Below are 23,329 nucleotides of genomic sequence, written 5' to 3'. Positions count from 1 at the left end.
AGTCTAGCAGCCTGTCGGATTTGACCGGTCGTCGCGAGAAAGCCCGGGTTTCGCAGTAGATCAGCGTTAAGCCCGACAGGCTGCTAGCATGCTGCGTTGCATCAGGGGGTGAGGGCGGTCCATCTCTCCAGTCGGTGCGGTGGTCGGGCAGGCGCCTCAGGGGCGGCAGTAGTAGAGCTTCGCCGGGAGAATGTTGAGGGGCTCGAAATCGCACTCTACGTCGGAGAAGACGCGGTGCAGGTCGGGTAATACCTTGGCGGAGAACTGGTAGATCAGCATGGAGCCCTGGGGCGAGAGCGCGTCGAGGCTGTTCATGAGGATGGCCTCGCGGCTCGTGGCCGGCATGGTGCTGAAGGGGATGCCGGCCACCACGTAATCGGCGGCGGGCAGCCCCAGGCGAGTCAGCTCGGCCTGGATCGTCTCGGCGGAGCCCCGCACCACTCGGAGCCGGGGGTCTGGCAGCGACTGCTGGAGGAAGTCGACGAACTCCTGATTGGTTTCCAGCGCCAGCAGGGTCAACTCCGGTGGCATGTGGCGCAGGAGCTCCCGGGTGATGGTTCCGACTCCGGGCCCGTATTCGACGACGACCCGGGTGTTCTGCCAGTCGATCCGCTCGACCAATCGCCGCACCAGAAAGGGGGAACTGGGGATGATCGAGCCCAGCATACGGGGGTGCTTGAAGAAGTTGCGCGCGAAGAGCGATAGCTGGGCGCGTCTCCCGTTTCCTGCCAAGGCCGTGGGTCGGTCTTGCGCGGTCATGGGCGTGCCTCCTGCTGCTTTAGAGAACAATGTATGCTTCCACTCTAGGCCGACAGAGGCGAGGGGGATAGAGCGCGTTCCGTCAGGCCCTGCAGCATGGGGGCGACGCTGACCACCCGGGCGCTGCGCTGCGCTGCCTTGTAGGTGGTGTTGCCGGTGTTGAGGTCGGGGAAGACGAACACCGTGGTGCGGCCGCCACTGGCGAATCCGGGGCCTTCTGACGATGCATGGTTAGTGCCGTGGAAGCCGTAACGGCGGACGCATGCTGCGTTGCGTCAGAAAGCGGGGATACCTGGCATGTTGCTGGGCCAGTCGCGGCAGAGGTAAGCCGGGACTTGCGTTCGAGCCCTGACTGTACCAGAATTGTGCTTGCGAAAGGAAACGCTGTTTCCTAATTATGGAGGTGCTCCATGAAGACGCTTGCCATTTCCTCAGTTTCGGCCCTGCTGGTCGCGGGGGCCTGCGCCTCGACCGCCCTGGCCCAGCAGCCCATGAGCATGCAGCCCTACATCGGCGGCGATGCCATGTTCTGGGAACTCGATCGTGATCGTGGGCCTGATCGCGACAGCGTCGGCGTGCGCCTGCGCGGCGGTGCCCAGTTCAACGACTACTTCGCCGCGGAAGGCCACCTGGGTACCGGCGGCTCCGACGGTGGCATCGAACTGGACTACCTGGTCGGTGCCTACGCCAAGGGGATCCTGCCCCTCGGCGATACGTTGCGCCTCTACGGCCTGCTGGGTTACACCGAGGTGGACTTCGATGTAGATCGCGAGGGCGACTTCTCCTACGGTGCCGGCGGCGAGTTCGATGTCGCCCCCAACCTGGCGATCGGCGCCGACTACATGCGCTACCTCGACAAGTCGAACCACAACTTCGACGCGGCGAGCATCGGCCTGACCTATCGGTTCTGACCCGCGCGGGCCCGGGCCGGCGTATGAAGAATGCCCCGCCGCTACCTGGTAGCGGCGGGGCATTCCGTTTCAAGGCCCGCGTCGAGCCTTATACCTCCCGGTAGAGCTCGCCACCTTCGCGGCGAAACTTCTCCGCCTGCTCCTCCATGCCCTTCATCACCGCTTCCTGATCGCCGTCGAGGCCATGCTCGCTGGCGTAGTCGCGCACCTCCTGGCTGATCTTCATCGAGCAGAACTTGGGTCCGCACATGGAGCAGAAGTGGGCCACCTTGGCCGAGTCCTTGGGCAGGGTCTCGTCGTGGTACTCGCGCGCGGTATCCGGGTCGAGGCCCAGGTTGAACTGGTCCTCCCAGCGGAACTCGAAGCGCGCCTTGGACAGGGCATTGTCGCGGCGCTGGGCGGCCGGATGCCCCTTGGCCAGGTCCGCGGCATGGGCGGCGATCTTGTAGGTGATGATGCCGGTCTTGACGTCGTCCTTGTTGGGCAGGCCCAGGTGCTCCTTGGGGGTCACGTAGCAGAGCATGGCGCAGCCGTACCAGCCGATCATCGCCGCGCCGATGCCGGAGGTGATGTGGTCGTAGCCTGGCGCGATGTCGGTGACCAGCGGGCCGAGGGTGTAGAAGGGCGCCTCGTCGCAGTACTCGAGCTGCTTGTCCATGTTCTCCTTGACCAGGTGCATGGGCACGTGGCCGGGGCCCTCGATCATCACCTGCACGTCGTGCTTCCAGGCGATGTGGGTCAGCTCGCCCAGGGTCTTGAGCTCGGCCATCTGGGCCTCGTCGTTGGCGTCGGCCACCGAGCCGGGGCGCAGGCCGTCACCCAGCGAGAAGGCCACGTCATACTGCTTGCAGATCTCGCAGATCTCCTCGAAGTGAGTGTAGAGGAAGCTCTCCTGGTGGTGGAACAGGCACCACTTGGCCATGATCGAGCCGCCCCGCGAGACGATGCCGGTCACGCGCTTGGCGGTCAGCGGCACGTAGCGCAGCAGCACGCCGGCGTGGATGGTGAAGTAGTCCACGCCCTGTTCGGCCTGCTCGATCAGGGTGTCGCGGAACACCTCCCAGGTCAGGTCCTCGGCCACCCCATTGACCTTCTCCAGCGCCTGGTAGATCGGCACGGTACCGATCGGCACCGGGGCGTTGCGGATGATCCACTCGCGGGTCTCGTGGATGTTCTGGCCGGTGGAGAGGTCCATGATGGTATCCGCGCCCCAGCGGATGCCCCAGGTCATCTTGTCCACCTCCTCCTCGATGGAGGAGGTCACCGCCGAGTTGCCCAGGTTGCCGTTGATCTTCACCAGGAAGTTGCGGCCGATGATCATCGGCTCGGACTCGGGATGGTTGATGTTGTTGGGGATGATCGCCCGGCCTTCGGCCACTTCCCGGCGCACGAACTCGGGGGTGATCTCCTCGGGCAGGCGGGCGCCGAAGCCCTGGCCCGGGTGCTGGTGGCCGAGGATGCGCTCGACTTCCTCGGTGCCCAGGGCCTGGCGGCGCTGGTTCTCGCGCAGGGCGATGAATTCCATCTCCGGGGTGATGATGCCCTGGCGGGCGTAATGCAGCTGGGTGACGTTGCGGCCGGCCTTGGCGCGCCTCGGCGTGCGTGTCAGGTCGAAGCGCAACTGGGCGAGCATGGGGTCGTTGGCACGGCGCTGCCCGTATTCGCTGGTCGGCCCATCGAGGAACTCGGTGTCGTCGCGCTCCTCGATCCAGGCACGACGCAGCTCGGGCAGGCCACGGCGCAGGTCGATCTCGGCCGTGGGGTCGGTGTAGGGGCCCGAGGTGTCGTAAACCAGCAGCGGCGGGTTCTCCTCGTCGGCACCGGAGGTCTTCGTCGGCGACAGCGCGATCTCGCGGAAGGGCACGCGAATATCGGGGCGGGAGCCCTCCACATAGACCTTGCGCGAACCGGGCAGCGGCTGGACGGCGGCGTCGTCGACCTTGGCGGTCTCGGCGAGGAAGTGCTGGGTCTTGCTCATCGGTTGTTCTCCCTTGGGGATGGTCACGTCTGGGGTTGTTGTCAGGGAGGACAGCTGGGGAGGACAGGGGCAGTGGCTGGCGTGGCCTCGCTGCATGTCGCTTGATCCCTACGCTGGTACCCTCTCCTGTCCTTGAAAACAGGGAATTAGCCAGTTCAGGTTCAACGGGATCCATGCTGTCGCCTTGTGGCGGGAGGCATGATCTCAGCCGTCGTCAACGGCACCCCGTCAAGCGTGGTGGTCGGGCGATCACGTGATCACCAGTCTGACGTCACCCGCTGGCCTGACCAGGGCCAGCGGGAGGGTGGCGTTGGGGCCAGGGGCCTCTGGAGGTCAGAGAGCCCGATCCAGCCCCATCTGCCAGAAATCGATCTCCAGGCGGGTGGCGTCGCGGAACACCTCCGACAGCTCCTGGAAGCGTGCCGGGGTGACGTCGGCCAGGCGTGCATTCAACCAGTCGAGCTCGGCGCGCATGGCGCCCTGGAACTCCTCGCCCTCGTACATGGCGATCCAGGCGTCATAGGGGTTGGCCTCGCCGCGTACCGTGAAAGACTGGGCACCCAGCCAGCCCGCGATCTCGCCGTAGCCGATCAGGCAGGGGGCCAGCGCCACGTGCAGGTCGAGCAGGTCGCCGCGGTTGCCGGTGTCCAGCACATAACGGGTATAGGCCAGCGTTGCCCGAGCCTCCGGCAGCCGGGCCAGGTCGTCCTCGTCGATGCCCCAGTCGCGGCAGTAGCTCACATGCAGATCGAGTTCCACGTCGAGAATCGCCTTGAGCCCCTCATGGGCCTGGCGCAGGTCGGTGAGGGTGCGGCTCTTGTAGGCGGCCAGGGCATAGGCCCGGGCGAAGTGGATCAGGAACAGGTAGTCCTGCTGCAGGTAGTGGCGAAAGGCGTCATGCGCGAGTGAGCCGGCGCCGAGCTCGCGCACGAAGTCGTGCTCGATGTAGGCGCGCCAGTCGTGCTGGCAGGCGGCGGTCAGGTCGTCGAAGCGGTAGCCCATCTTGCCTCCGGTCGAAGCGTCGATCCGGAGCACTGGCGAGGAGAAGGAGGGGGAGGGCCGAAGAAGGTGCTGCGTGGCCGATCCCACCGCCTGATTCCCTACGCCGGTACCAACCGGATCAGGTTCCACGGGACCAGCGCTGTGATGACCTTGCGGTCAGTCTGCGCCATCTCAGCCGGATTCACCGGCACCCCGTCAAGCGTTGGAGGCCAGTCTAGCAGGCTGGCGGCGACTTGCCAGCCTTTAGGTCGTGATATCCAAAGGTTTCTTGGAAATGATTACCATTATATCGTTCTGATGTTGAGTGATTGCCGTTATGCCCTGAAAGGGGCGGCTGAGGTGCTACTGCGCCTCCTGCCAGCGGCGATATTCACGCCAGCGCAGCCAGTCCTGGAACTCCTCGTACTCGCCGGACTCCCGGGCCCGTTCCTTCCACTCCTGGTATTCGCGGAACTCGCCTTCATCCGGCAGTGGCCCGCCGGATGAAGACTCTTCGCTCCGCTGTCGGCGCTTCTCGCCGAACAGTACCCACCCTCCCTCTTCGCCGGAGAGCATGCCTGGCCCCTCTGGCGTCTCCCGGTCGGAACGGAACTCCGTGGGCTGACCGGCGCAGCCAGTCAGCAGGCCCACGGTGAGAATCATTGGGAGAAGCGGTTGCGCGTACTTCAAGGTCGCCTCCTCAGAACTTCAGTCGGGTGCCGACGGTGGCGATGTTGATGTCATCAGGGTCGCTCACGCTGGCCAGTGACACGTCCAGCTGGTGCTGCTTCACGCCGGCATAGAATTCTGCCCAGTTGACCGGCGTATAGGTATAGCCGATACCGTACACCGTGCTCTCGGAGTCGAAGGCGCCGCCGCCCAGCAGATCGTTGGTCTGGCCCACGTCGACGGCGACGGCGTGGTGGCCCACCTTGTAGCCGACCTTGCCCCAGAGGGTATCGGCATCCAGGTCGGCATCATCCTCCCGCTGAGTGTAGAGGAGGGTGACGTTCAGGCCGTTGGCAAGCAGCAGCGAAGCCGAACCACCGAAGGTCTCCACCGTTCCCGTGTCGCCACCCCTGGAACGCGCGGAATAGCCAAGCCCTGCGGCGATCTGCGCACCGTTGGCATAGGTGGCCCCGTAGCGCACTGCCGCGTCGGTGGTGTCGTCGTCATCACTCTTGGTCCCGGTGGCGATGGCGAAGTCGAAGGGGCCGACGCTCGGCGTGTCGTAGCGCACCCGGTCGAAGCGGCTTTCGAAGTCAAACTGGCTGTAGGTATCCCGGATTCTGGCTTGCCCTACCGCGCCATTCGCGGTAAACGGCTGGCCGCCCTCCTGGAAGGCGATGCTACCGCCGATGTCCGTTGCGCCGGCATAGTTGATCAGCGAGGTGCCGGAGAGGTCGATCTCGGCGATGCCGTTGGCCGCGCCATCGCCCTGCCCCAGGCTGACCTTGCCGAAGCCCCCCTCGACGAAGGCGTCCAGGTGGCGTTTGTTGACCTGGAATTCACTATTGCTACTGCTTGTCGTGTCGATGGTGACCTCGCTGGAATTGGTGGAGACGATCTCCCATTCGCCATAGACGCCGGCGTTCACCCCCTGCATTATCTCGCCGGAGCCCCGGAAGCGCATGCGGCTGTTGCTGGTCTCGTTGTCGACGAACGCGGTCTGCGAGTCCTCGCCGTCTTCGTAAGCCATGATCGCCCGGTTCACGTGGCCGGAGATCTCGGCTTCGATGGCCGATGCGGTACCCGAGACCCCGAGTAGTGCGACGGCGGACAACGCACCAAGGTGCTGCAGGGTGACGAATTGCTTTGTCATGAGTAAACTCTCCATGATTGTTGTTACAAGAGCGTCGGTTGTTGGGGGATGAGCGCCGGCCTGCTGCTTCTCCACTCTCCACTGGAAAGGTGCTGGGCTATGGATGTCTGCGCCTATGTTCCGTGTCGAGTGCCGAATAGAGCTCTCCGAGTCCTTTGTGCTTATTATGCGCCTGAAGCTAGGTGCGCCTGATGCCAGGCTCACTTCTCCTGAGCGTCGAAAAGAAACACTCTGCCAAGCTTGGCCAAATGGAAGATATCGAAGTCATATACACGTCATAATGCGACTTTTCGTCCGTCAGCCCCCCCTTGCTTGTCCTTGTGAATGCCGCGATTATCCATGACAGAATGGGTATGAAATACTCTTGATGTACCTTGGTAGACGGCTTGGAGAAAGTCAAGTAGTTCGATACTGCAATGTTGGCACTTGGATCGTCTGCTGAAAGCGGGCTGCCAAGGTCTCGCATCGGAAAAAGATAGAATGATCTTGTATATTTGTGAATCACGATGCCTACGACTGACCCGATGTCCGGCCAGGGCATTGCATGTACCGACTCAATGTCCGCGACCACTTCATGATCGCCCACGGCTTGCATAGCGAGATCTTCGGACCCGTCCGGCGTATCCACGGCGCCAGCTATGTGATCGACGTCGGCTTCCAGCTCGACGCCATGAGCGTGACCCTGTACGAGTCCCATCTCGCCTCGACCGGTTGCGAGGACAAGCCCTGATGGAGGAGACCACGATGCCCGACCTCACCCTGATCGTCGCCGGCGACCCCGGCCAGCTCACCGGGGGTTATGTCTATGATGCGCGCATGGTCGCGGAGCTGCGCCGCCGCGGATGGCGGGTCGCGGTTACGGGGCTCGACGGCCGTTTCCCGGACCCCGACACCACGGCCCGGCGGAGCCTGGACACGACCCTGGCGGCGTTGCCCGAGGGGGCCCGGGTGGTGATCGACGGCCTGGCCATGGGCGGGCTGCCCGAGGTGGTCGAGCGGCATGCCGATCGCCTGGCGATCACCGCCCTCGTTCACCATCCCCTGGCCGACGAGACCGGGCTCGACGAGGAGAGTCAACGACGCCTGTTCGCGAGCGAGGCCCGCGCCCTGGCCGCGATCCGCCGGGTGATCGTCACCAGCCCCTATACCGCCCGGGGCCTGTCGCGTTGGCGCGTGCCCGAGGCGCGCATCCGGGTGGTCGAGCCGGGGGTCGAGCGGGCGGCCCTGGCCACCAGCGCGCTGGATCTCGAGGACACCGAACGCCCCCATCGCCTGCTCTGCGTGGCCAGCCTGACGCCGCGCAAGGGCCATGAACTGCTGGTCGAGGCGTTGGCCGGGCTCGCCGACCGCGACTGGGTGTGCGAGGCGGTCGGCAGCCACGACCGGGACCCGGCGCATGCCGCCCGCCTGGTCGCCGCGACCCGCCGCCACGGCCTGGCCGAGCGCCTGCTCTGGCCGGGCGAACGGGACGCCGCCGGCCTGGCCGAGGCCTACCATCACGCGGACCTGTTCGTGCTGCCCTCGCATTACGAGGGCTACGGCATGGTGGTCACCGAGGCCCTGGCCCGGGGGCTGCCGGTGATCACCACCACCGGCGGGGCGCTCGCCGACACCCTGCCGCCGGCGGCGGGCATCACCGTGCCACCCGGCGACGCGCTGGCGCTGCGCGGGGCCCTGGCGCGCTGGTTCGACGACGCCGAGCTGCGCCGTCGGCTACGTCGCGGCGCCCGTCGGGCCCGTGAGGGGCTGGCGGACTGGCAGCAGGCCGGCGAACGTTTCGCGGTCGCCCTGGATCTCCCGGCATCCGCTTCGGTGGCGCCCAGAGACCGAGGGGCATGAACCGGCCCTGAGGTCGCTCAGCCGCGGGTGCGACCGGTGTCCATCGCCTGGGTCTCGCGCAGGATGCGAGCGATGCGCTTGCCGTAATGGGCCACCAGTCGACCGCCCAGCTCGGCGGTGCCCAGCCGGGCATTGCCCACCACTCCCTCGGGGTGCAGGTCCTCGGCCAGCCAGGCGAAGGCGGCCTCGCCCTCCGGGGCCAGCAGCAGTCCCTGCTCCTCCATCGCTTCCCCGCAGGAATGGGGATGGTCCAGCTGGTCGAGGCGCACCTTGTGCGGGGCCAGGTGGCGCATCATGGCGGTCTCCACGGCGCCGCCGTGCAGCCCGTGGCGCCGCTCCTCGGCCGGCAGGCCGCCGGCGGGAAGGGTGCCGGGCGGGGGCATGCGGGTGTAGTTGACCTTGACCACCATCATGCCGTGGTGGCGGCGCAGCCGGCGTCCGGCGAGGTCCATCACCGCCTGGTTGCCGCCATGGCTGTTGATCAGCACCATCCGGTGCAGGCCGGCGCGGGCCACGGCGTCGCCATGGGCCTCGAGGGTGGCGATGGCCAGCTCCGGCGAGAGGCTCAGGGTGCCGGGAAAGCTCAGGTGCTCGTCACTGGCGCCCACCGCCATGGGCGGCAGGATCACCAGCGGGAACCGCGCGGGAAGGTGGGTAAGCGCCTCTTCGAGCAGCCCCTGGCCGATGTCCAGGTCGGTGGAGAGCGGCAGATGGGCACCGTGCTGCTCGATGGCGCCGAGCACCATCACCGCCACGGCACTGCTCTGCAGGTACTCCATCTCGCGACTGGTGAGGTCCAGCCAGCGGGCCCATCGTGTCTGATCGGGAGAGGGGGCGTCGCTCATGAGGTCTCCTTGATGCCGTGTCGGTCATCGGTCAGTCGCGCGTAGAGGTCGCCGGAGGCCAGCCCGGGCATGCCGAGCAGGATAAAGGTGTCGCAGGGGGCGTGACGGCATGGGCATGAAATGGTCTCCGGCCTTTCGAACACAGTGTCGTCGCGGAGTGACGTTCCTGCACGCCGGGCGCCGCCCGTCAAGAGGAGGTTCGCTCGTGTTCACGCCCGTGATCCTGGCCGGAGGTGGCAGCGGATCGTGGGTCATGATGGAGTGTCTCTCGTCCTGCTCACCATGGAATGATGGCAGCATGACTTTGTGTACATAAACTAGACACTAATGTACGCTTGGGTTTTCTCCTGCACTTCCCCTGCATTCTCGCCCCACAGAGACCGTCTCGATGCAACCCGCCGATAACCACAACACCAAATGGAAAGGTTCCCGCGACGCCTGGCTCGATGCGGCCTTCGAGTTGCTGCTCGAGTCGGGCGTGGATAGCGTACGGATCCTGCCGCTGGCCAAGCGGCTCAACCTCTCGCGGACCAGTTTCTATTGGTTCTTCAAGGATCGCGAGGCGCTGCTGGATGCTCTGATCGAGCGCTGGCGGGAAAAGAACACCCAGGGCCTGGTGCGGCAGACCGAGGCCTATGCCGAGACCATTGTCGAAGCGATCCTCAATGTCTTCGACTGCTGGCTGGATCCTGGGCTTTTCGACTCCCAGCTGGAATTTGCGATGCGCAGCTGGGCGTTGCAGTCAGAGGGGGTGGCAAGGGAGATCGATACTGCGGACGAGGCGCGTATCGAGGCGCTGACGCGCATGTTCGAGCGTTACGGCTATGAACCGCTGGCAGCCAACGTCCGCGGCCGCACCATCTATCTCACCCAGATCGGCTATATCTCGATGAAGACCCAGGAAGCGCTCGAGGTACGCATGCGGCGCATTCCCGCCTATGTCGAGATCTTCACTGGGCAGCCGCCGCGTCCCCGAGAGCTGCAGCGCTTTCACGCGCGGCATGGTTATTCGCCGGAGAAGGGCGGTTAGCGGCGCCCAATGCTGCTCTCAAGAAGGTCCTGACAGCTTGCTTTCCAGCTCCGGCAGGGCCTCGAACAGGTCGGCGACGAGTCCATAGTCCGCGACCTGGAAGATCGGCGCCTCCTCGTCCTTGTTGATCGCCACGATCACCTTGGAGTCTTTCATCCCCGCCAGGTGCTGGATGGCCCCCGAGATGCCCACGGCGATATACAGCTCCGGGGCGACGATCTTGCCGGTCTGGCCGACCTGCATGTCGTTGGGCACGAAGCCGGCGTCCACCGCGGCTCTTGATGCGCCGATCGCCGCGCCGAGCTTGTCGGCGATGCCGTCAAGCAGCGTGAAGTTCTCGCCGCTGCCCATGCCGCGGCCGCCGGAGATCACCACCCGCGCCGCGGAGAGCTCGGGGCGGTCGCTGGCCGCCAGTGCTTCCTTGACGAAGGTGGACTGGGCGTTCTCCACCACGGTATCGACGGCTTCGATGGGAGCACTATTCCCCTCGGCAACCGCATCGAAGGCGGTGGCGCGCACGGTGATCACCTTGAGCGGGTCGGCGCTCTGCACGGTGGCGATGGCGTTGCCGGCGTAGATCGGGCGCTTGAAGGTGTCGTCGGACTCGACGCCGATGATCTCGGAGATCTGGCTGACATCCTTGAGCGCGGCGAGACGCGGCAGCACGTTCTTGCCGGTGGTGGAGGCGGCGGCCAGCACGTGGGTGTACTCGCCGGCCAGGTCGACCAGCAGGGCGCTCAGCGGCTCGGCCAACTGGTGAGCATAGACGGCGTGGTCGGCGACGCGCACCTTGCGCACGCCGTCGAGCCGGGCCGCGGCCTCGGCGCTGACGGCCTCGCCCGCCACCAGCACATGGATCTCACCACCGTCGGCCTGTGAGATCTGCTGGGCGGCGGCCACGACCTGTGCCGTCGCCGCGCTCAATTGTCCGTCGTGATATTCGGCCAGGACCAGGATGCTCATGCAATCAGCTCCTTTCAAAGCACTTTGGCTTCGTTCTTCAGTTTGTCGACCAGCTCGTCCACCGAGCCCACCTTGATGCCGCCCTGGCGCTCGGCCGGCGACTCGACCTTAAGCAGCGTCACTCTACTCTGGATCTCCACCCCGAGATCGGCCGGGGTCGTGACGGCCAGCGGCTTCTTCTTGGCCTTCATGATGTCGGGCAGCTTGGCGTAGCGCGGCTCGTTGAGGCGCAGGTCGGTGGTGACGATGGCCGGCAGGGTCAGTTCGACGGTCTGCAGGCCGCCATCGATCTCGCGGGTCACCTGGGCCTTGTCGTTCTCGATGACCACTTCGGAGGCGAAGGTGCCCTGGGGCAGGCCGGTCAGGGCGGCGAGCATCTGGCCGACCTGGTTGTTGTCGCTGTCGATGGCCTGCTTGCCGAGGATCGTGAGGCCCGGCTGCTCCTCCTCGACCACCTTGGCCAGCAGCTTGGCCACCGCCAGCGACTCGACACGCTCGTCGGTTTGGACGTGCACGGCGCGATCGGCACCCAGCGCCAGGGCGGTGCGCAGCTGCTCCTGGGCGGCCTTGGGGCCGACGGTGACGGCGACGACCTCGCTGGCCACGCCGCGCTCCTTGAGGCGCACCGCCTCTTCCACGGCGATCTCGCAGAAGGGGTTCAGGGCCATCTTGACGTTGGTGAGGTCGACGTCGGAATGATCCGGCTTGACCCGGATCTTGACGTTGTAGTCGATGACGCGTTTAACCGCGACGAGGATTTTCATTTCATGCCCTCCCGAATTCTTGATTGACTTATTTTACCGCGATCCACCGGCCGCCCGGTGGGCCGCATCGAGGCCACGATGAATCGCCTGGCCGATGCCCTCATCCAACATCGTTCGCAGCCCCTTGGCGGTGGTGCCGTCATAGGCAATCAGCCGCTCCACCATGTCGCCGGGGTCGGTTCCCAGCCTTTCCAGCAGCAGGCTGCCGCCCACCAGGGTCTGCATGACGGCCTCGAGGGCGATATCGTCGGCGATCCCCATCTGCCTGGCGTGCTCCAGCATCGATTGGGCCAGCAGGGCGGGGTAGGCCGGCCCGGCCCCGCTCAGGGCCGTCAGGTAATCGAGGTCGCGCTCCGTGGGAAGCTCCCGTGCCGTGCCACAGCTCGCCAGCAGCGCCTGGACGAGCCGCTTGTCGGCATCGGTGACCTGCGGTGAGGCATGCCACGGAAAGTAAGCCCGACGGATCTCCGCCGCGGCATTCGGCATGGCCCGCACCACCCGGCGACTTCCCACCTGGCTGGAGATCTCCTGCGAGGAGGCCATCGCCAGCAGGGAAATGACCAGTTTGTCGTGTGCCTCGATATCGGCGCTGGCGAGATCCTCCGGGCGAATGGACAGCACGATGACATCCGCCAGGGCAGCCAGCTCACGGTTGTTCTTGACGCAACGCACCGCGGGCCAGTCGCGGTAAGCGGTGCCGCGCCCGGAACGCGATGAGACCACCAGTTGCCCGGCGGGCACGACGTTCCGCTCCAGCAGGGCAACGCCCAGCGAGCGCCCCATCCACCCATGACCCCCAATGATGCCGATCACTGCGCCTTGCGACATGCGTCCCACCTCTCTTGCCATCCCGCCGGTAACGGATCTCACCGCTTCATGACGGCCTGGCACATCCGGTTTATTTCTTTATGTACACCTATGTACATCTAGTTGACAAGAGTGTACATATGCCGCTAGCTTTGTCAAGTACACAACAAGATGGAGGCATGACCATGGCTAACGACCCGCTGCTGCAGCCCTTTCAGCTCAAGCACCTGTCCTTGAAGAACAGGCTCATGACGACGGCCCACGAGCCCGCCTACCCCGAGGACGGGATGCCCAAGGCGCTCTACCGTGCCTACCACGTCGAGCGGGCCAAGGCCGGCCTTGGCCTGACCATGACCGCCGGTTCGGCGGCGGTGGCCAAGGACAGCCCGCCGGTGTTCAACAACATCCTGGCCTACAGGGATGAGGTGGTGCCCTGGATGCGTGAGCTGACCGATGCCTGTCATGAGCACGGCACCGCGGTGATGATCCAGCTGACCCACCTGGGCCGGCGTACTCGCTGGGACAAGGGCGACTGGCTGCCGGCGGTGTCGCCCTCGCACCGTCGCGAAGCCTCCCACCGCGCCTTTCCCAAGCAGGTCGAGGACTGGGATATCGAGCGCCTGATCCGTGACTACGCCGACGCCGCCGAACGCATGCACGCGGCCGGCCTCGACGGCATCGAGCTGATGGCCTATGGCCACCTGATGGACCAGTTCTGGTCACCGCTGACCAACACCCTCGAGGCACCTTACGGGGGCGATCTCGACAACCGGCTGCGTTTCACCTTCGACGTGCTGCGTGCCATTCGGCAGCGAGTCGGCGAGGCGTTTATCGTCGGCGTGCGCTATACCGGCGACGAGATGCTGCCGGGCGGGCTGACGGCCAGCGACGGGATGGCGATCTCACGGCGTCTGAAGGACAGCGGCCTGGTCGACTTCCTCAACGTGGTCCGGGGGCATATCGACACCGACCCGGGGCTCACCGACGTGATCCCCATCCAGGGGATGCCCAGCGCCCCGCACCTGGACTTCGCCGGAGAGATCCGTCGCGAGGTGGACTTCCCCACCTTCCATGGCGCCAAGATCCAGGATGTCGCCACCGCCCGCCATGCCATCGCCTCGGGCAAGGTCGACATGATCGGCATGACCCGCGCCCACATGGCCGACCCGCACATCGTGCGCAAGATCATGGAAGGGCGTGAGGAAGAGATCCGTCCCTGCGTCGGTGCCAACTACTGTCTCGATCGCATCTACCAGGGTGGCGCCGCCTACTGCATCCACAACGCCGCCACCGGGCGGGAAACCACCATGCCCCACACCATCCCCGAGGCAGCGCAGCAGCGTCGCGTAGTGATCATCGGCGCCGGGCCCGCGGGGCTGGAGGCCGCCCGCGTCGCCGGCGAGCGGGGCCATGAAGTGGTGGTGCTGGAAGCCGCCAGCGATGCCGGCGGGCAGGTGCGCCTCACGGCGCAGAGTGAGCGGCGTCGCGAGATGATGGGCATCATCGATTGGCGCCTGGCGCGCTGCGAGGCCCTCGGCGTCGAGATCCGCTACAACGCCTGGGCCGAGGTCGAGGACGTGCTCGCCGAGAAACCGGACGTGGTCATCGTGGCAACCGGCGGCTACCCCGCAGAAGACCAGCCTGCGGTCGGGCACGACCTGGTGGTCAACGCCTGGGATATCCTCTCCGGGCACGTGGCGCCAGGGAAACAGGTGCTGTTGTTCGATGATGCCGGCGACCATGCCGCCATGCAGGCCGCGGAGATCATTGCCGCCACCGGGGCACAGCTCGAGATCATGACGCCGGACCGTACCTTCTCGTCGGAAATCATGGCCATGAATCTCGTACCCTACATGCGTTCCCTGCAGCGGCCCAACGTCACCTTCACGCCCACCTATCGGCTGAAGTCCGTGCAGCGGGATGACGATGAGCTGCTCGCCAAGATCACCAGCGACTATGTGCCTCAAGGTCAGCTGGACCTGGATCATGAGCGGCGCATCGACCAGGTGGTGGTCAACTACGGCATCACGCCGATGGCCGACATCTATTTCGAGCTGAAGCCGCATTCCCGCAATGGCGGCGAGGTGAACTACGAGGACCTGATCGTTGGCAAGCCCCAGGCCGTCATTCGCAATTCGGGTGATGGATTCCAGCTGTTCCGGATCGGTGATGCCGTCGCGTCGCGGAACACCCATGCGGCGATCTACGATGCCCTGCGGCTGGTCAAGGATTTGTGATGGATTCAAAGGGGGAAGAAATGTCATTCAAGAGAACCATACATGCCATCGATACGCATGCAGGCGAACCGATGCGCGTTGTCACTGGCGGTGTTCCCAACATACCCGGCAAGACGGTGCATGAGAAAATGGTGTGGCTGAGGGAAAATGACGACCAGCTGCGTAAGTTAATGCTGCGTGAGCCTCGCGGTTACCCGCCTCTCTGCTGTAATGTCATTGTTCCGCCATGTCATCCCGATGCCGATGCCGGCTATGTCATCATGGAGCAGGTCGAGTATCCGGTCATGTCTGGCGGCAATACCATTTCCGTGGCAACGGTGCTGCTTGAAATGGGAATGCTGCCGATGCAAGAGCCCGTTACGGAACTTGTTCTTGAGGCGCCGGCCGGACTCATTAACATCAGGGCCGAATGCAAGGATGGCAAGGTAAAGAGCGTCACCTTCAAAAATATACCTGCATTTGCAGCCTACCTTGATAGAGAAATAGACGTTCCCCACCTTGGCAAGGTAAAAGTAGACGTTGGATGGGGTGGAATGTTCTATGTTATTGCGGATGTCCGACAGTTTCCCTGGATAGAACTCACACCCAAGCATGGCGCAGAGATAACGCGGATCTCGGCCATGATCAGGCAGGCTGCTATCGAGCAGTTGCCCGTTGAGCACCCCGATTATCCAGGGGTCGGGATCACGATATCACAGCTTTCCGGGCCGGCAAGTAGCCCAGATGCAGATTGGAAGAATGTCGTGACAGTGGCGTCTGGTGACTTTGATTGGGACAAGCCTAGCACGTGGACAGGTGCCATCGACCGGTGTCCATGCGGGACGGGAACATGCGCAAAAATGGCGGTCCTGCATGCCAAGGGGGAGTTGCCGTTGAATAAGGATTTTCGCCACCAGGGGATCCTGGGCAATGTGTTTACGGGAAGACTGGTCGAGGAAACGACAATTGGCGAACGGCAAGCGGTAATTCCTACCATTTCGGGAACGAGCTGGATCTATGGGATCAATACCTACGTGTTGGACAATGACGATCCCTTCACGGAAGGATTCTGTGTGCAGGACATCTGGGCCTGAAGGCAAGCGCGGCCCTGGCTAGTATGCACCCCATCCGCCGCTCACAAGGAGCGGCGGATTTTCTCAATCACTACCGTGTCGATGGTAATGCGTTCCTCTTCCGAACGATCGCTTCGTACCGGGCGGCGGTTGGGCACATAGGCACCACCACGTTCGGCAATTCGGTCAAGATGCTGGGTCAGGCGGGTGGAAAAACGGTCGTCAATAACGGTGGGTTGAATCGCAATGATCGTCATCCCGGCGTCGATCACCTGATCTCCGCCCTGGAAATCCGGCATGTCGAGCGACCATGATGCACCGGACAATCCGGCCGCGAGGCACTCGACCATCAGCGCCACATTCGCGCCTTTCATACCGCCGAATGCCAAAAGTGCGCCGCGCAGGCCGGCCGCTGCATCGGTGGTCGCGTTACCCTGCTCGTCGATGGCCCAACCTTCGGGAATCTTACGCCCTTCTTCCGCCGCCTTTACCAGGTTGACGAAGGCCGTCGCACTGGATGCCTGGTCAATGACCAGCGGCGCGTTGATATCGGCCAGGGGCGCGGCAAACGCCATCGGATTGGTGCCGAAAACGATCTTGCCACTGGGCGAGCCCGCCACCACGGCCGGACTGTTGGACACGGCAAAGGCGATCACGCCTTCCAGGGCGAGACGGCGAACATAGTAGCCCAGTTCACCGGTGGTATAGCTGTTGCCTTGGGTGAAGATCGTAACGCCCAGTTTCTGTGTGTTTTCGACAAGCGTCGGCATTGCCAAGTCGAAGCCGAGTTGCGCAATGCCTCCATCCGCATCCGAGTGGATGATGGCGGGCAAGGGCGAAGTGATTTTCGGCTCTGCTTCTCTGTTGATGCGTCCCTCACGGAAACTGGAAAGATAATCCAGAAGATGCGGGAACCCGACACCGGGGTGTCCGAAAAGCGCCGCCGAAACCGTCGCCCTTGCCAGGGAGCGTGCGGTAGCATGGTTGGCGCCCGCGGCGAGACAGGCCTGTTCAGCCAATGTCTCTGCATCGTGGGCGAAAAGTGTCTGCTGACTCAAGGAAAGATACCTCTCATGTTCTGATGTTGATTAATTCACGTATCCGAGCAGCCTTGGCAGGAAGAGTGACAGCGCCGGCCAGTAGGTCGTGATCAGCATCACGGGCAGCGCGGCAAGCAGCATGAAGCTGAAGGCGGGCCGAATGACCTGCGACATCCCGACCTGGCCGATCCGGCAGCTCATGAACAGGATGGGCGCCATGGGTGGGCTATTGCAGCCGATGACGACGCTGGTGCCCACGATGGCGGCAAAATGCACCGGATGGATGCCGATGCTCTCCATGACCGGCAGCAGCAGCGGGCTGAGGATGGCCACGACACTCACGTCATCCATGATCATCCCCATCAAGATCAAGAAGATATTGACCATGAGGAGAATCAGTAGCTTGTTCTGGAACAACTCGAGCAACAGCTCGGTCAGCTGCTGTGGCACTCGCTCGAAGGTGAAGATACGACTGGCCACGAAGGAAAAGAGCAGAATGATCATGATGACGCCAGTGGTCGTGGCGGCTTGGATGAAACACCGTGCCAGGGCCTTCAGGTCGAGGTCGCGATAAACGAACAAGCCGACGGGAATGGCATAGACGACGGCAATGGCGGCCGCCTCGGTGGGGGTGAAGATGCCCCCGTAGATGCCGCCCAGGATGATGACAGGGAGCATCAAGGCGGGGAAGGCCTTCCAGCCGGTACTGCCGATATTCCGGAACCGGTCACTCAGTGCGATCACTTCTGGGCTGTAGTCGGGATTCTTGCGCATCTTGATGGCGTTGACCACGCACAGGAAGAGCATCAGCAAAATACCCGGCCCGATGGTAGCCAGGAATACGGCTGCGACGGATTGCCGGGTTACCACGGCGTACAGGATCATGGTGATACTGGGTGGAATCAACAGGCCGAGCAGCGAAGAGATCCCGACCAGAGCGGTGGAATACGGGCGGCTGTAGCCGTGTCTTTCCATCGGGCCGATCATGATGGTGCCAATCGCGGCCACCGCGGCCGAGGCCGTCCCCGAAATGGCTCCGAAGACGCCACAGCCCATCACCATCGAGGTCCCCATCCCACTGCGCGACGAGCCGACGATGGCCTCGACAAAGCGAATGAGCCTGGCCGCAATCCCCCCTGACTGCATCAAATACCCTGTCATGATAAATAAGGGGAGGGCGAGCAGGATAATGGAATTGATGGACCAGAATCCCGTCGTCATCAGCGACGATATGTCGACATCATAAGCGAACGAGAGTACGAGGGTCATGGCGGCGAAAGAAAACACGACTGGCACGCCTATGACCATCAATATTATGACTGCGCCTATCGCTAATAAGGCACCCATGTGTTTCTCCTATTATTGTCAGGAAGTCTCTTGAGGAGAGACGTCTTATTGGGGTACAGCTTTTCTGGATAGCTTTCTGACATCATGAATGAGGTCCCGGAGCGCGTAGAGCAACAGCAGAATGCTCGCAACGAGAAGGCTTCCCTGTGAAATGTATTGCGGAATACTGAACACCGGTGTGACTTGTCCCTTTTCGACTCCCCAGGAAAAAAGGCTGTAGCTCCAGGTGACGAAAAAAACCGCCATCACTACCGACAGGGTTGTGGCAATCAGCCTCATTACGTCGTGCAGGACCTCGTTGTCGGTAAAGGCCTGAAAGAAATCGGCACTGAGATGGGACCTCTCCCGCGAGGCCAGGGCCGCTCCGAGCATGTACAGCCACATGGCGGCCATCAACACCAGTTCCTCAAGGCCAAATACCTGAACTCCAAGCAGTGCCCTGAAGATTATGCCACCCACCATGGCAAAAGAAATGAAAAGGCCAAGCACTGTAACAGCAGCCTTTAGAATAGATGCGACCACATTATCGATACGGGCGAAGTAATCCATAATGACTTCCCTAAGCATTGTCTGAAAAGTCGGCGAGCGATGGCCAGATAAGGCAAAAATCGGCAAAAAGACGGAGTTTGCGCGGTGTAAATGAGTACTTTGAGCCGATTTTTAACGCCGTATGGGCGAGCGCAGGCAGTTTTCAGGCAAAGCGTAATGTTACCCTAAAAGGAATCGAATCTAGAGTGGCCCTATCGAGAGGGCCACTCCATGTCATCCGGCAAGCCGTTACTGTGGTTCCGATGCATGCTCGCGGACGGCGCTCATGACATCCTCCCCCAGGGACTCCTCCGCCTCGACCCATACTGTCTCGCGGACTCGTTCGATCCAGGCAGCCATCTCTTCATCGGACGGCACGATATATTCCATACCTTCTTCCTGGGCCGTCTGGATCCACTTTTCATCCTCGGCCTTGGCATTCTCGAACTGCTCATTGGACACGACTTCCACGGCATCCGCGATGATCCCGCGATCCTCTTCGTCGAGAGCGTTCCAGGAATCCTGGTTCATCAGAAAAGTATAGAAGGAGAAGTTGTGCTTGGAGTGGACGAAATAGTCAAGCAGGTCGTTGAAATAGGTATAGTCCCAGTAGATCACATTACTCGAATCGCCATCGACGACCCCGGTCTGGATGGACGTGTAGACCTCGGACCAGTCGATGGGAACGGCCTGGAACCCCATGGCCTGTATCGTTTGGGGCAGCGGGAAGATGGGTTGTGACCGGAGCTTGATCCCCCGTGCATCTTCATGGTTAGTAGCATAGGTATCCGCTGTAGCTATGCCGCCAAAGCCTTCCGGAAAGGGCCCCAGGTATTCCAGGCCAATATCCGATAGGATGGGCCCGATGACCTCCGAGACCCAACCATCTTTGCCATAGGCATCTAGTGCTTCATCCCAACCCAAGGTCAGATAGGGCAGCTGTAGTACGCCAAGGCGCTCATCGTAGGAGGTTTGAGGCCAGCCTAGGAAGAGGTCGATGTTTCCTCTGACCAACTGGTCGAAAAGCTCCTGAGGCCCACCGATCTCATCCTGATAGAAGACATTGATGGTAATTCTGCCATCGGATTGTTCTTCGACTATATCAGAGATTCTCTTTACTGCCAGACCATGGGGCGATTCTCGGTCACCAGACTCCGTTGCGATCGTAAGCTTTAATTCCTCATCGCTTGCCCAGGTGGAAGCTGAGAAACCAAGAGCGGCGATAACCGATACTGCGGCTATGCTTGAGCTAACTTTTGTTGAGTTTTTTAATGTCATGATACCTTCTCCACGTGGGCTATTGTCGTTGGGTTCATCTCTTGCCTGGCCATGGCCAGGCATGTATTAAAGCTATTACTGTGGCGGAGGTAATGGAAACGACTTTTCTTCAGTGCAAAACAAAACCTGAGGTTATCGTTGCCCCGGTCGATGGAGGTAAAGATTTATCGCCACATGCTGATGTTCGCTATCGGCGAGCAAGCCGCCATCCGCGTGACCGCGAATGGCGGGGGAAGAATGCCATCTGTGTTACGAGCTGGACGCTGGATCAGGAAAGCTGAATCCAAGTCGTCTTCAATTCGCAGTACTGATCATGGGCATAGATGGACTTGTCGCGGCCACCGAAGCCGGACTGCTTGTAACCGCCGAAGGGGGTGGTGATATCGCCTTCCGAGAAGCAGTTGACGGAGACGGTGCCGGCCCGGATGGCGGCCGCCATACGATGCACGGTATTGAGATCATCGCTCCACAGCGAGGCCGCCAGGCCATAGCAGGTGTCGTTGGCAATGGCGATGGCTTCCTCCTCGGTGTCGAACGGGATCACCGCCAGCACCGGGCCGAAGATCTCCTCCCGTGCCACCGCGGCATCCTTGGGCACGTCGTTGAAGATGGTCGGGGCAACGAAATAGCCCCCCACCTCTTGCAGGATGCGCTTCCCGCCGGTCACCAGCGCCAGCCCATCGGCCTTGGCCCGCTCGATATGCGCCAGCACCTTGTCCATGTGGCCCTGCTCGATCAGGGCGCCGAGCTGCACATTGGGGTCCAGGGGGTCGCCAGTGACCCACTCCTCCTCGAGCTGGCGCTGCATCTCGTCGACCAACGCATCCTTCACCGACCGATGCACGATCAGCCGCGAACCCGCCGAGCAGTTCTCGCCCATGTTCCAGAAGGCCGCGGCCAGGACATTGCTCGCCACGGTCTTGAGGTCGCCGACGTCGGGCATCACGACCTGCGGATTCTTGCCGCCGCACTCCAGTACCACGCGCTTGAGGTTGCTCGCCGCCGAGTACTCGAGGAAGCGACGACCCACCTCGGTGGAACCGGTGAAGGCGGCCAGGTCGATGTCGGGATGCAGGCCGATGGCCTTGCCGGCCACATGACCGAGCCCCGGCACCACGTTCAACACGCCGGCCGGGATGCCGGCCTCATGGGCCAGCTCGGCGAGCCGCAGCGTGCTGAGCGACGTCAGCTCGGCGGGCTTGAGCACCACGCTGTTGCCGGTGATCAGCGCCGGTCCCAGCTTCCAGCCGGCCATCATGGCGGGGAAGTTCCACGGCAGCACGGCGCCCACCACCCCGATCGGCTCACGGCTGATTGTCGCCACCACGTCCTTGGCGGTCGGCGACACGGCATCGTAGAGCTTGTCGGCGGCTTCGGCGTGCCAGCGGATGGTGTTGGCGGTATCGGGGATGTCGACGTTGAAGCACTCACCGATCGGCTTGCCCGCCTCCAGGGCCTCCAGCACGGCCAGCTCGAAGCAGTGTTCCTCGATCAGGTCGGCGAAGCGCTGCATGATGGCCTTGCGCTCGGCGGGCGCGAGCCCCGACCAGACCCCGGCCTCGAAGGCCCGGCGGGCGGCCTGGACGGCGAGGTCCACATCGGTGCCGTCACAGGCGGCTACCCGGGTCAGGAGCTCCCCGGTGGCCGGGTTCAGGGTATCGAACGTTTCACCTGAATTCGCGGGAACGAAGCGACCGTCGATGAAGGCCAGGTTGCGATACTCGAGTTGCTCGATCTGACGCGCAATGGCGTCCGGAGTCAGATTATCGGACATTGTTGTTCTCCTCGTGTCGGATGGTTCAGAGTTCCTTGCCGGCATGCCACTCTTTCCAGGCAAGCGTCGAACGCACGCCCAGGCCGAGGAACGGTTCGGGTGGATTGGCGGCGGGTTTGGGTTGCTTCAGCATGATGTCGAGCAGTTCGCTCTCCACGCCGAGTGCATGCTCGGCGATCAACTTCCCGGAGATCGTGCCGCGGGTCAGGCCCAGCCCGTTCTGGCAGACGGCGCTGAACACACCGGGGGCCAGCTCACCGAAGGGCGTGCCCCCATTGCGGGATACGCACAGCGCGCCTCCCCAGGTGTATTCGAGCTCCACGTCCGGCAGCATGGGGAAACGCCGCTCGAAGGAGCGCCGATGGGCGGCCTGCACACGCGCCAGCCGGCTTGCACTGGTGCTGACATGCGGGTTGTAGGTGAAGGAGTTACGGATGGCGATGCGCCCGTCTCCCAGGCGCCGCACCGTCGTGCCCATCGGGTTCGCCGGGATCAGCCCCCAACTTTCTTCGCCGCCCAGTGCCGCAAGCTCCTTGGGGCTCAACTGACGGGTCAGACTGCCGTAGGTATAGACGGGCAGAATCCGGCCCTTGAGCCCCAACTGGCCGAACTGGGCGGCATAGGCGTTGTTGGCGAGCACCAGCCGCGGCGCCTCGAGACGCCCCTGGTCGGTCACCAGCGTATGGGGCTGGCCGACGTTGATCTCGCGGACCGGGCTGTCCTCGTAGAGGCGGACGTTCTTCGGCAGAGTGGCCCCGAGGCCACGTACCAGCGAGGCCGGCTGGACCTGTACACACCCGGGAGTGTGCAGGCCGCCGTGATAGAAGTCGGAGCCGGTGATGGCCTTCATCTGCCGGGCGTCGAGTTCGCGGTAGGGCTCGCCAAGGGCCGACAGCCCCTTGGCGAAGGCCTCCAGGGCGCGCAGCCCATGCGCCTCCACCGCCCCGTGCAGCTTGCCCTGCTCCCGCCAGTCACAGTCGATACCATGGCGCTGCACGATCTCGCGCATGTAGTCGATCGCCCCACGATTGAGGCGGATCTGTTCAAGATCGCGGCTCCGGTCGCCGGTGTAATCGTGTGAGTTCAGGTCGTGTGGCAGGTCGATCATGAACCCGGAGTTACGCCCGGCGGCCCCGAAGCCGACACGCCGTGCATCCACCAGGGCGATGGCGGCATTCGGCTGCAGTTCGGCCAGGCGCCGAGCGGCGGCCAGGCCGGCCAGTCCCGCCCCCAACACCACCCAGTCGGCCTTCACTTCACCTTGAAGCGGTGCCGACGCGGGCGGTGGGGGCAGTGTCTCGTACCAGCCACAGCGCCCGTCGTTCTGGGGCAAGAAATGGCATGTCAACTGCATGGGGCGAATCTCCAGCGCGG

General features: G+C 63.3%; 21 protein-coding genes, 1 pseudogene and 2 riboswitches. Of the genes and pseudogenes, 6 read left to right on the top strand and 16 right to left on the bottom strand.

What is annotated here, in order from left to right; genetic code table 11:
- Positions 1-156 precede the first annotated feature (156 nt).
- Entirely contained in the window at positions 157-759 is a 603-nt protein-coding gene (locus CR157_RS21425; protein WP_110285546.1) for a class I SAM-dependent methyltransferase, read from the bottom strand.
- Positions 760-836: 77 nt separating this feature from the next.
- A pseudogene (locus CR157_RS21420) lies at positions 837-982 on the bottom strand (phosphate acyltransferase); the annotation flags it as partial.
- A 187-nt stretch (positions 983-1,169) separates the two neighbouring features.
- Between CR157_RS21420 and CR157_RS21415 the strand changes: the two are divergent.
- Positions 1,170-1,670: a porin family protein gene (locus tag CR157_RS21415; protein ID WP_110285545.1), complete on the top strand. Its 501-nt coding sequence runs from the start codon at positions 1,170-1,172 to the stop codon at positions 1,668-1,670.
- Positions 1,671-1,758: 88 nt separating this feature from the next.
- Here CR157_RS21415 and thiC read toward each other — a convergent pair whose 3' ends face one another.
- The 4 genes from thiC to CR157_RS21395 all read right to left on the bottom strand — a co-directional run bounded on the left by thiC (position 1,759) and on the right by CR157_RS21395 (position 6,451).
- Entirely contained in the window at positions 1,759-3,648 is a 1,890-nt protein-coding gene (thiC, locus tag CR157_RS21410; protein WP_110285544.1) for a phosphomethylpyrimidine synthase ThiC, read from the bottom strand.
- A gap of 88 nt (positions 3,649-3,736) precedes the next feature.
- Positions 3,737-3,886, bottom strand: a riboswitch (TPP riboswitch).
- A gap of 95 nt (positions 3,887-3,981) precedes the next feature.
- On the bottom strand, positions 3,982-4,650 hold the full coding sequence (gene tenA / locus CR157_RS21405) for a thiaminase II (protein WP_110285543.1): 669 nt from the start codon (positions 4,648-4,650) through the stop codon (positions 3,982-3,984).
- Positions 4,651-4,727: 77 nt separating this feature from the next.
- A riboswitch (TPP riboswitch) is annotated at positions 4,728-4,855 on the bottom strand.
- A gap of 137 nt (positions 4,856-4,992) precedes the next feature.
- A complete protein-coding gene (locus CR157_RS21400; protein WP_146218746.1) occupies positions 4,993-5,319 on the bottom strand; it encodes a hypothetical protein in 327 nt (108 codons plus the stop codon).
- A 10-nt stretch (positions 5,320-5,329) separates the two neighbouring features.
- Entirely contained in the window at positions 5,330-6,451 is a 1,122-nt protein-coding gene (locus CR157_RS21395; RefSeq protein WP_181422142.1) for a porin, read from the bottom strand.
- Between the two features lie 544 nt (positions 6,452-6,995).
- Between CR157_RS21395 and CR157_RS23160 the strand changes: the two genes are divergently transcribed.
- Positions 6,996-7,181 (top strand): 6-carboxytetrahydropterin synthase, encoded by a 186-nt coding sequence (locus tag CR157_RS23160; protein WP_258364261.1) that lies wholly within the window; start codon positions 6,996-6,998, stop codon positions 7,179-7,181.
- 14 nt (positions 7,182-7,195) lie between these two features.
- Positions 7,196-8,290: a glycosyltransferase family 4 protein gene (locus tag CR157_RS21385; protein WP_110285563.1), complete on the top strand. Its 1,095-nt coding sequence runs from the start codon at positions 7,196-7,198 to the stop codon at positions 8,288-8,290.
- A gap of 17 nt (positions 8,291-8,307) precedes the next feature.
- Here the strand turns inward: CR157_RS21385 and CR157_RS21380 are convergent, their stop codons facing one another.
- The gene (locus tag CR157_RS21380; protein WP_110285540.1) at positions 8,308-9,135 is read right to left on the bottom strand and encodes a creatininase family protein; all 828 of its coding nucleotides are present in this window, start codon (positions 9,133-9,135) and stop codon (positions 8,308-8,310) included.
- Positions 9,136-9,523: 388 nt separating this feature from the next.
- Here CR157_RS21380 and CR157_RS21375 point away from each other — a divergent pair, with 388 nt between their 5' ends.
- Complete coding sequence (locus CR157_RS21375) at positions 9,524-10,165, top strand: TetR/AcrR family transcriptional regulator (RefSeq protein WP_110285539.1); 642 nt, start codon at positions 9,524-9,526, stop codon at positions 10,163-10,165.
- Between the two features lie 18 nt (positions 10,166-10,183).
- On the opposite strand, the gene CR157_RS21370 is transcribed toward CR157_RS21375, so the two are convergent.
- Genes CR157_RS21370 through CR157_RS21360 form a run of 3 tightly spaced genes read right to left on the bottom strand, consistent with a single transcriptional unit; the run spans position 10,184 to position 12,720 of the window.
- A complete protein-coding gene (locus tag CR157_RS21370; protein ID WP_110285538.1) occupies positions 10,184-11,128 on the bottom strand; it encodes an electron transfer flavoprotein subunit alpha/FixB family protein in 945 nt (314 codons plus the stop codon).
- Between the two features lie 14 nt (positions 11,129-11,142).
- Positions 11,143-11,892, bottom strand: a complete 750-nt coding sequence (locus tag CR157_RS21365) for an electron transfer flavoprotein subunit beta/FixA family protein (protein WP_110285537.1) — start codon at positions 11,890-11,892, stop codon at positions 11,143-11,145.
- A 33-nt stretch (positions 11,893-11,925) separates the two neighbouring features.
- Entirely contained in the window at positions 11,926-12,720 is a 795-nt protein-coding gene (locus CR157_RS21360) for a pyrroline-5-carboxylate reductase family protein (protein WP_181422141.1), read from the bottom strand.
- A gap of 164 nt (positions 12,721-12,884) precedes the next feature.
- On the opposite strand from CR157_RS21360, the gene CR157_RS21355 reads away from it, so the two are divergent.
- On the top strand, positions 12,885-14,936 hold the full coding sequence (locus tag CR157_RS21355; RefSeq protein ID WP_110285535.1) for an NADH:flavin oxidoreductase: 2,052 nt from the start codon (positions 12,885-12,887) through the stop codon (positions 14,934-14,936).
- Complete coding sequence (locus CR157_RS21350; protein ID WP_258364260.1) at positions 14,936-16,009, top strand: proline racemase family protein; 1,074 nt, start codon at positions 14,936-14,938, stop codon at positions 16,007-16,009. The genes CR157_RS21355 and CR157_RS21350 overlap by 1 nt, the downstream gene beginning before the upstream one ends.
- A gap of 41 nt (positions 16,010-16,050) precedes the next feature.
- Here CR157_RS21350 and CR157_RS21345 read toward each other — a convergent pair whose 3' ends face one another.
- The 6 genes from CR157_RS21345 to CR157_RS21320 form a co-directional block, all read right to left on the bottom strand.
- Entirely contained in the window at positions 16,051-17,046 is a 996-nt protein-coding gene (locus CR157_RS21345) for an Ldh family oxidoreductase (protein WP_110285534.1), read from the bottom strand.
- A 30-nt stretch (positions 17,047-17,076) separates the two neighbouring features.
- Positions 17,077-18,375: a TRAP transporter large permease gene (locus tag CR157_RS21340; protein WP_110285533.1), complete on the bottom strand. Its 1,299-nt coding sequence runs from the start codon at positions 18,373-18,375 to the stop codon at positions 17,077-17,079.
- 45 nt (positions 18,376-18,420) lie between these two features.
- Positions 18,421-18,924 carry a TRAP transporter small permease gene (locus CR157_RS21335; protein ID WP_181422140.1) on the bottom strand — a complete coding sequence of 168 codons (504 nt, stop codon included), beginning with the start codon at positions 18,922-18,924 and terminating at the stop codon, positions 18,421-18,423.
- A gap of 228 nt (positions 18,925-19,152) precedes the next feature.
- Complete coding sequence (dctP, locus tag CR157_RS21330) at positions 19,153-20,181, bottom strand: TRAP transporter substrate-binding protein DctP (protein WP_258364259.1); 1,029 nt, start codon at positions 20,179-20,181, stop codon at positions 19,153-19,155.
- 268 nt (positions 20,182-20,449) lie between these two features.
- Entirely contained in the window at positions 20,450-21,955 is a 1,506-nt protein-coding gene (locus CR157_RS21325) for an aldehyde dehydrogenase (RefSeq protein WP_110285531.1), read from the bottom strand.
- Between the two features lie 25 nt (positions 21,956-21,980).
- On the bottom strand, positions 21,981-23,309 hold the full coding sequence (locus CR157_RS21320; protein ID WP_110285530.1) for an NAD(P)/FAD-dependent oxidoreductase: 1,329 nt from the start codon (positions 23,307-23,309) through the stop codon (positions 21,981-21,983).
- Between the last annotated feature and the right edge of the window lie 20 nt (positions 23,310-23,329).

The organism is Halomonas sp. LBP4 (assembly GCF_003202205.1).
GTDB classification, from domain to species: Bacteria; Pseudomonadota; Gammaproteobacteria; order Pseudomonadales; family Halomonadaceae; genus Halomonas; species Halomonas flagellata.
This window is presented reverse-complemented; position numbering and strand designations above follow the sequence as displayed.